Source organism: Streptomyces aidingensis (genome assembly GCF_900112355.1).
GTDB classification, from domain to species: domain Bacteria; phylum Actinomycetota; class Actinomycetes; order Streptomycetales; family Streptomycetaceae; genus Streptomyces; species Streptomyces aidingensis.
Genome location: NZ_FOLM01000017.1, coordinates 100,556 through 108,339 on the forward strand (window position 1 = coordinate 100,556; position 7,784 = coordinate 108,339).

Sequence of the window (7,784 nt, forward strand, 5' to 3'; positions counted from 1 at the left end):
TTCCTGCCTACCCTTTTCCCCGCCGCTTCATGTGCGCGCCCGGGCGCCGGCCCGGGCATGCCCGGCGCCCCGCCCCGCCGGGCCGCCGGGAGCAGGTTCTCCCGCGCGTCACCGGGCGGTTTCACCCGCTCCGGCCAGCGGCAGGACGCTTGCCCCGGTCAGGTCCAGGGAGAGCCGGTTGGCCGTCCAGCCCTCCCCGGCGAGCCGGGAGATCTTCTCCGCGTCGCCCTCCTGGACGAGGGCCAGCACGGTGGGTCCGGCGCCCGAGATGACGGCGGGCACGGCGTCGGCGCGCAGCCTGCGCACCAGTTCCATGCTCTCCGCCATGGCCGGTTCGCGGTAGTCCTGGTGCAGCCGGTCCTCGGTGGCCGGGAGCAGAAGTTCCGGGCGCCGGGTCAGCGCCTCCACCAGCAGGGCGGCGCGCCCGGCGGTCAGCGCGGCGTCCACATGCGGAACGGTGCGCGGCAGCAGGCCCCGGGCGGTCTCGGTGAGCAGCGGCCGGGCCGGCACGAACACCACGGGCACCACGGTGGCGGCCGGGTCCATCCGGATGGCGCGCACCGAGCCGCCGGCGCCGGCCTCGCCCCAGGCCAGGGTGAAGCCGCCGAGCAGGCAGGCGGCCACATTGTCCGGGTGGCCCTCCAGTTCGGTGGCCAGTTCCAGCAGCGTCTGGTCGGTGAGCCGGTGTTCGGCGCCGGTGGTGACCGCGCGGGCGGCCAGCAGCCCGGCGCAGATGGCGGCGGAGGAGGAGCCCAGGCCGCGGCCGTGCGGAATGCGGTTGGCGCACACCACCTCCAGGCCGCGGGGCTGGCCGCCCAGCACGTCGAAGGCGGAACGCATGGCCCGCACCATCAGATGGCTCTCGTCCCGCGGCAGGGTCCCGGCGCCCTCGCCCGCGATGTCGATCTCCAGCCCGGTGTCCGCCACCCGCACCACGACGTCGTCGTACAGCCCGAGGGCCAGGCCCAGGGCGTCGAAGCCGGGGCCGAGATTGGCGCTGGTCGCGGGTACGCGGACCCGGACGGCAGCGGCGCGGAAGGCGGGATGAGCCATCGCTCGGTGACGCTCCTCGGTGTCATGCGTGTGCTGGGCCGGGCGCCTGCGCGCACGGCCAATGCGGTGCGGGACGCGCACGGGTGCGCGTACCCCTGCCGGTCCCCCCGACGGGTCGCGGTGGTGGACGGCCGGCCGGCCGGCCGCTACGGGCGGATCCCCGAGGGGCGATCCACGGCCGGCAGATTCACACCGGAACACATACCAGCCTATCGAAGGAAGGTTCCGCCGCGATACAGGGTGCCCGCAGCGCGGACACCCGTGTCGCGAACGTGCGTCTGTGCGACCGACGGCCCTTGCCTGCGGTGCGGCTCAGGCCAGGCCGAGCCGGTGCGCGGCGGCGTCGGCGTCGACCGGGACCGTCACCGGGCGGGGCGCGCCGGCCACCGCCCAGTCCGGGTCCTTCAGGCCGTTGCCGGTGACCGTGCAGACGATCCGCTGACCGGGCTCGACCAGGCCCTGGTCGGCGGCCTTGATCAGGCCCGCCACCGAGGCGGCCGAGGCCGGCTCCACGAAGACGCCCTCCTGCGAGGCCAGCAGCTTGTAGGCGGCCAGGATCTGGCGGTCCGTCACCTCGTCGATCAGCCCGCCGGATTCGTCGCGGGCGGCGAGCGCCTGCTCCCAGGAGGCGGGATTGCCGATCCGGATGGCGGTGGCCAGGGTGGACGGGTCCTTGACCGGCTCGCCGCGCACGATGGGCGCGGCGCCGGAGGCCTGGTACCCGAACATCCGCGGGGTGCGGCTCGCCGGGGCGCCCAGCGGATGGGCGGCGTCCGCGTACTCCCGGTAGCCCTTCCAGTAGGCCGTGATGTTGCCGGCGTTCCCCACCGGGAGCACATGGATGTCGGGCGCGTCGCCCAGCATGTCGACGACCTCGAAGGCCGCCGTCTTCTGCCCCTCGATGCGGTCCGGGTTCACCGAATTCACCAGCGCCACCGGGTACTTGTCCGCCAGCTGGCGGGCCAGCGTGAGGCAGTCGTCGAAATTGCCGTCGACCTGGAGGATCTGCGCCCCGTGCACCAGCGCCTGGCCCATCTTGCCCAGCGCGATCTTCCCCTGCGGCACCAGCACCGCGCACACCATGCCCGCCCGCACCGCATAGGCGGCGGCGGAGGCCGAGGTGTTGCCGGTGGAGGCACAGATGACCGCCTTGGCGCCGGTCTGCTTCGCCCGGGAGATGGCCATCGTCATGCCGCGGTCCTTGAAGGAACCGGTCGGATTGGCGCCCTCGACCTTGAGGTGCACCTCGCAGCGCGTCAGCTCCGACACCACCTGCGCGGGCACGAGCGGGGTGCCGCCCTCGCGGAGGGTGACCACGGGCGTGTGGTCGTCGACCGGGAGCCGGCTGCGGTACTCCTCGATCAGCCCGCGCCACTGGCGGCTGGTGGCCTGCTGTGCGTCCATGACGTCCACTGCTTCCTTCTGTTCCCTTGTCGGGGGTGAATCGGGGCTACTCCCCTTCGACCCGCATGGTGCTCGCCACATCACGCACCGTGTCCAGCCGGCGCAGCGCCTCCACCGTCGCGCCGAGCGCGGCGTCGGTCGCCTCATGCGTGACGATGACCAGCGAGGCCTCCCCGTCCTTGCCCTGCTGGCGGACGGTGTCGATGGATACGCCGTGCTCGGCGAAGCTCAGCGCCACCTGCGCCAGCACACCGGGCTTGTCCGCGACATCGAGACTGATGTGATACCGGGTGGTCACCCGCCCCATCGGGCTCACCGGCAGCTGCGCATACGCCGACTCCCCGGGGCCGCGGGCACCGCCGAGCTTGTTCCGGCAGGCGGCCACCACATCGCCCAGCACCGCCGAGGCGGTGGGCGCCCCGCCGGCCCCGGGCCCGTAGAACATCAGCCGGCCCGCGGACTCGGCCTCCACGAACACGGCGTTGTACGCCTCGCGCACCGAGGCCAGCGGATGGCTGAGCGGGATCATGGCCGGATGGACCCGGGCGGTCACCGACCGGCCGTCCGCCGCCCGCTCGCAGATCGCCAGCAGCTTGACCGTGCAGCCCATGCGGCGGGCGGAGGCGATGTCCCCCGCGGTCACCTCGGTGATGCCCTCGCGGTGCACATCCTCCAGCCGCACCCGGGAGTGGAAGGCGATACCGGCCAGGATCGCCGCCTTGGAGGCGGCGTCGAAGCCCTCCACATCGGCGGTGGGATCGGCCTCGGCATAGCCCAGCGCGGTGGCCTCGGCCAGGGCCTCGCCATAGCTGGCGCCGGTGGACTCCATCCGGTCCAGGATGAAGTTGGTGGTGCCGTTCACAATGCCGAGGACGCGGTTCACCTTGTCCCCGGCGAGGGACTCGCGCAGCGGGCGCACCAGCGGGATGGCCGCCGCGACCGCCGCCTCGAAATACAGATCCGCCTGGTGCTTCTCGGCGAAGGCGTGCAGCGTGGGGCCGTCCTCGGCGAGCAGCGCCTTGTTGGCCGTGACCACGCTGGCACCGGCCTCGAAGGCCGCGGCGAGCAGCGACCGGGCGGGCTCGATGCCGCCGATCACCTCCACCACCACATCCACGTCCTCGCGGGTGACCAGGCCCAGCGCGTCCGTGGTGACCAGCTCCCCGGGCACGCCCTCGCGCGAGCGGCCGGCCCGGCGCACCGCGATTCCGGCGAGCTCCACCGGGGCGCCCACCCGGGCGGCGAGATCGTCCGCATGCGTCGTCATCAGGCGGGCCACCTGTGAGCCGACCACTCCACAGCCCAGCAGCGCCACCTTCAGCGGACGCGTACGCACCATTCGCTCTCGCCTTTCAGCTCACTCACGTGAATATCAGTCTCACGCACCGGACTGACACCGCCGCCCCCCGGTTCAGTATGCGAGATCTGCCGCTCCCGGCAGCCCCCGCGGCCGGGCCGGCTCCCGGCCGGCGCTCAGCCGGCATCGAGCCGGAGCAGGTCCTCCTCCGTCTCCCGCCGCACGATCACCCGGGCCTGGCCGTCCGCCACCGCGATCACCGGGGGCCGCGGGACATGGTTGTAGTTGCTGGCCATCGAGCGGCAGTAGGCCCCGGTCGCCGGCACCGCCAGCAGGTCCCCGGCCTCCACGTCCCCGGGCAGATAGGCGTCCCGCACCACGATGTCGCCGCTCTCGCAGTGCTTGCCCACCACGCGGGCCGGCATCGGCGCGGCCCCCGAGGCCCGGCCGACCAGCCCGACCGTGTAGTCCGCGTCGTACAGCGCGGTCCGGATGTTGTCCGACATCCCCCCGTCGACACTCACATAGGTCCGCAGCCCCGCCAGCGGCTTGACCGTGCCCACCTCGTAGAGGGTGAACGCCGACGGCCCGGCGATGGCCCGCCCGGGCTCCACCGCCAGCCGCGGCACCCGCAGCCCGGCGAACTCGCACTCCCGGGCCACGATCTCGCCCAGCGCCTTGGCGATCTCCCGCGGCCCGCGGGGATCGTCGTCGGAGGTGTAGGCGATGCCCAGGCCGCCCCCCAGATCGATCTCCGGCAGCTCCACGCCGTGCTCGTCCCGCACCTCGGTCAGCAGCCCGACCACCCGGTGCGCCGACACCTCGAACCCGGCCATGTCGAAGATCTGCGACCCGATGTGGCTGTGCAGGCCCACCAGCTCCAGCGCGTCGCGGTGCGCCAGCACCCGGCGCACCCCCTCGGCCGCGTCGCCCCCGGCCAGCGCCAGCCCGAACTTCTGGTCCTCATGTGCGGTGGCGATGAACTCGTGCGTATGCGCCTCCACCCCCACCGTCACCCTGACCAGCACCTTCTGCCGCACCCCGGCCAGCCGCGCGGCCACCGCCACCCGCTCGATCTCCTCGAACGAATCCACCACGATCCGCCCGACCCCGGCGCCGACGGCGCGCTCGATCTCCGCCACCGACTTGTTGTTGCCGTGCATGGCGATCCGCTCCCCGGGCATCCCGGCGGCCAGCGCCACCGCCAGCTCGCCGCCCGAGCACACATCCAGGTTCAGCCCTTCCTCCCTGAGCCACCCGACCACGGCCCGGCACAGGAACGCCTTGCCCGCGTAGAACACGTCCGCCCCGGCGAACGCCTCCCGCCAGGCCCGGCACCGCTCCCGGAAGTCCTGCTCGTCCAGCACATACGCCGGCGTCCCGAACTCCTCCGCCAGCTCCCGGACCCCGATCCCGCCGATGGAGACCACCCCGTCGTCCCCGCGGCGGGCGGTCAGCGGCCACACCTTGTCGTCCAGGGCGTTGAGATCGGCGGGCGGCGGGCTGTAATGGCCCTCCGGAAGCACATCGGCGTGACGCGGCCCGGCCGGGTGCGCAGAACGGCTCATCTCTTCTCGTCCTCTTGGTTTGTGTGCGCCTGCCCGGCGCTACAGATGATCGGGAGCACTCACGCCCAGCCGGTACAGGCCGTCCGCCAGCACCGTCCCGGCGGCCTGGGCAAGGGCCAGCCGGGCGCGGTGGACGGCCCGGGGTTTCTCGTCCCCGGCCGGCAGCGGCGGCCGTTCCTCCGCCGCCCGCAGCGCGGCGTCGGCCACCCGGGCCAGATACCGTGCGACCCCCGCGGCCCCGCCGCGGGCCGTCTCCCGCACCCGCGGCCACTCGCCGAGCAGCCCGGCCAGCGCGAGCTCCGCCCCGCCGTCCAGCTCCCCCGCCTCCGGCCGCCCCATCCCGAGCCTGGCCCCCTCCCTGACCAGGGCGCGGCACCGGGCATGGGCGTACCGCACCTCGAACAGCGGGTTTCCCTCGCGCTGCACCAGCAGCCCGGCCGGGTCGCCCCCGGCCGCCGCCCGCCACGCGCGCACATCCCGCGCCGGGTCCTCGGCCAGCACCGGCGCGGGCGGGCGGGCCAGCGTCTCCGCCACGGCGGCCCGGACCGCCGCCCCGCCGGAGGTCCACACGTTCACAAACCCCGGCCCGGCCACCTCGGCCCGCACCACCCCGGGCACACCGGCCAGCCCGTCCCGCACCAGCCCGGCCACCTCCCGCGCCGGGCGGCCGGCCTCGGCGGCCAGCCGCAGCGCGATCCCGGTCGCCCACTGCGCGTCCCCGTGCGGGGGCCGCCGCACCCCGGCGTCCGCCGGCACCTCGGCCCGCAGCACACCGCCGCTCACCGCACCGCGCACGGCGCGCAGCACGGCCTCGGACAGCTCGGCGGGGGTCACGCCCCCAGCGTACGGAAACCCGCCCCCTGCCCACCTCCCGATTCCACCCCCTGGACCCCTCGGCCCCACCCGCCCCACCACCCCCACCAGAAGTGGTGCGCAAGCACCCTCCCCAAGCTGATAGTGTTCTTCCGTCGCCGCAACCAAGGCCGACACCGCCCCCGTAGCTCAGGGGATAGAGCAACGGCCTCCGGAGCCGTGTGCGCAGGTTCGAATCCTGCCGGGGGCACCCCGCATGAGGTGCCCAAAGACCCCGCGACCAGCGCGTATGCCGGTCCGGGGTCTTGTCGCATGCGCAGCCGAACGCTGCCAGAAGCAGCCCCATGCCAGTGATCACGTAATGACCACGTAATGATCTTGGAGTCTCTTCCTCCAGGTCAGCGCCGCTTTCCGCACCACAGGACAGCACCGCGACAAGGATGTACAAGCGAGGCCCCGGGGAGTACCTTCCTCGCTCTACCCAGGCACGACGTGCAGACCAGGGACCGAACGGGGTGGGGCGGGCATGAGGACCGGTGCGTGCGCGGTTTGCGGCGTTGAGCTGCCCACGCAGAAGGCTGGCAGGCCACGTAAGTACTGCTCGAAGAAGTGCGCCCAGAAGGGCTATGCGGCGGTCACTCGCCGGAGACCGCGCCACAAGAAGACATGCAGAAGAGCAAACTGCATCACAGAAGCAAGACACCGCAACTTGTGCATGTTCCACTATTCAGAGGAAATCTGGACTGCCCGCAGTCGCGAAATGTGCAGCGAGTACAAGTGCAAGGAGCCGGCGGTCGCACGCGCCTACAGAAGAGAGCTGTGCCATCAGCACTATCTGAGGCGCTTTAGCTGTTACCTGGAAAGTCCGTCCCCTGAAGCGATCGTGCAAAGCCTCCGCGGGCCGCTCAAACTATGGCGCGCTCGCCGGAGATGGTACAGACACGAACAGAGGCGCCACAGGCTGACCATCCCTGGCTACGACAAGCGCCGAAAGTTGACGCTGCACGTCGTCTGCCTGCGCGGCCAGTTAAAGTGTCACCTGTGCGGTGGCCCTCTCGACATGCTTGCCAGCGTGCCCGCTCTTTGCGCCCCAACCCTGGACCATGTGATACCCCAAGCACGCAGAGGCTCCCACAAAGAGAAGAACCTACTTCCTGCCCACTTCTCGTGTAATGCAGCGCGCGGCAGCAAAGCACTTAAGGGTTCAATACTGCACCAGAAAAGAATGAGCAGCGGAACTCACTTTTGAGTCCCGCTGCTCGTATTGCTCTACGCTAGTCTTCTCCCAGACCTCTCAAGATTCGGTCGTTCATTTCTGCTTCCTGCCCGTCGATGCATTTGGCGTAGATCTTGAGCAGGACCTCCACGGAGTGGCCGGCGCGGGCGGCGACCTCCGGGGCCGGGACTCCGGAGTTGAGCCACTGGGAGACTCCGGCGTGGCGGAGGTCGTAGGGGCGGGCCGCCAGGACGGAGGCCGCCTGCGTGGGCGGGAGGGCGAGGTGTCTGGCCTGTTTCCAGGCGCGGGAGTAGGAGGACGCGGCGATGACGTTGCCCCGCTCGCTGGAGAAGAGGCGGCCGTCTTCCGCCGTGCCGAACTCCGCTATGTGCTCGCGGAGCATGCGGACCAGGGGCGGCGGGATCGGGACCTG

At 72.2% G+C, this 7,784-nt stretch carries 6 protein-coding genes, 1 tRNA gene and 1 pseudogene; 2 read left to right on the forward strand and 6 right to left on the reverse strand.

Features of this window, described 5'->3' with window-relative positions; translation table 11 throughout:
• Nucleotides 1–108: 108 nt before the first annotated feature.
• The 5 genes from thrB to BM242_RS24195 all read right to left on the reverse strand — a co-directional run bounded on the left by thrB (nucleotide 109) and on the right by BM242_RS24195 (nucleotide 6,156).
• A complete protein-coding gene (gene thrB, locus BM242_RS24175) occupies nucleotides 109–1,053 on the reverse strand; it encodes a homoserine kinase (RefSeq protein WP_093841037.1) in 945 nt (314 codons plus the stop codon).
• A 312-nt stretch (nucleotides 1,054–1,365) separates the two neighbouring features.
• Complete coding sequence (gene thrC / locus BM242_RS24180) at nucleotides 1,366–2,457, reverse strand: threonine synthase (RefSeq protein WP_093841054.1); 1,092 nt, start codon at nucleotides 2,455–2,457, stop codon at nucleotides 1,366–1,368.
• A 46-nt stretch (nucleotides 2,458–2,503) separates the two neighbouring features.
• Nucleotides 2,504–3,796: a homoserine dehydrogenase gene (locus tag BM242_RS24185; RefSeq protein WP_093841038.1), complete on the reverse strand. Its 1,293-nt coding sequence runs from the start codon at nucleotides 3,794–3,796 to the stop codon at nucleotides 2,504–2,506.
• A gap of 134 nt (nucleotides 3,797–3,930) precedes the next feature.
• On the reverse strand, nucleotides 3,931–5,322 hold the full coding sequence (gene lysA / locus BM242_RS24190) for a diaminopimelate decarboxylase (RefSeq protein ID WP_093841039.1): 1,392 nt from the start codon (nucleotides 5,320–5,322) through the stop codon (nucleotides 3,931–3,933).
• Between the two features lie 39 nt (nucleotides 5,323–5,361).
• Nucleotides 5,362–6,156: a DALR anticodon-binding domain-containing protein gene (locus BM242_RS24195; protein WP_093841040.1), complete on the reverse strand. Its 795-nt coding sequence runs from the start codon at nucleotides 6,154–6,156 to the stop codon at nucleotides 5,362–5,364.
• A 157-nt stretch (nucleotides 6,157–6,313) separates the two neighbouring features.
• Here BM242_RS24195 and BM242_RS24200 point away from each other — a divergent pair.
• A tRNA-Arg gene (locus BM242_RS24200) sits at nucleotides 6,314–6,385 on the forward strand.
• Between the two features lie 810 nt (nucleotides 6,386–7,195).
• The gene (locus tag BM242_RS31240) at nucleotides 7,196–7,384 is read left to right on the forward strand and encodes an HNH endonuclease (RefSeq protein ID WP_175541555.1); all 189 of its coding nucleotides are present in this window, start codon (nucleotides 7,196–7,198) and stop codon (nucleotides 7,382–7,384) included.
• A gap of 25 nt (nucleotides 7,385–7,409) precedes the next feature.
• Here the strand turns inward: BM242_RS31240 and BM242_RS24205 are convergent.
• Nucleotides 7,410–7,784 (reverse strand): annotated as a pseudogene (locus BM242_RS24205) (tyrosine-type recombinase/integrase); the annotation flags it as partial.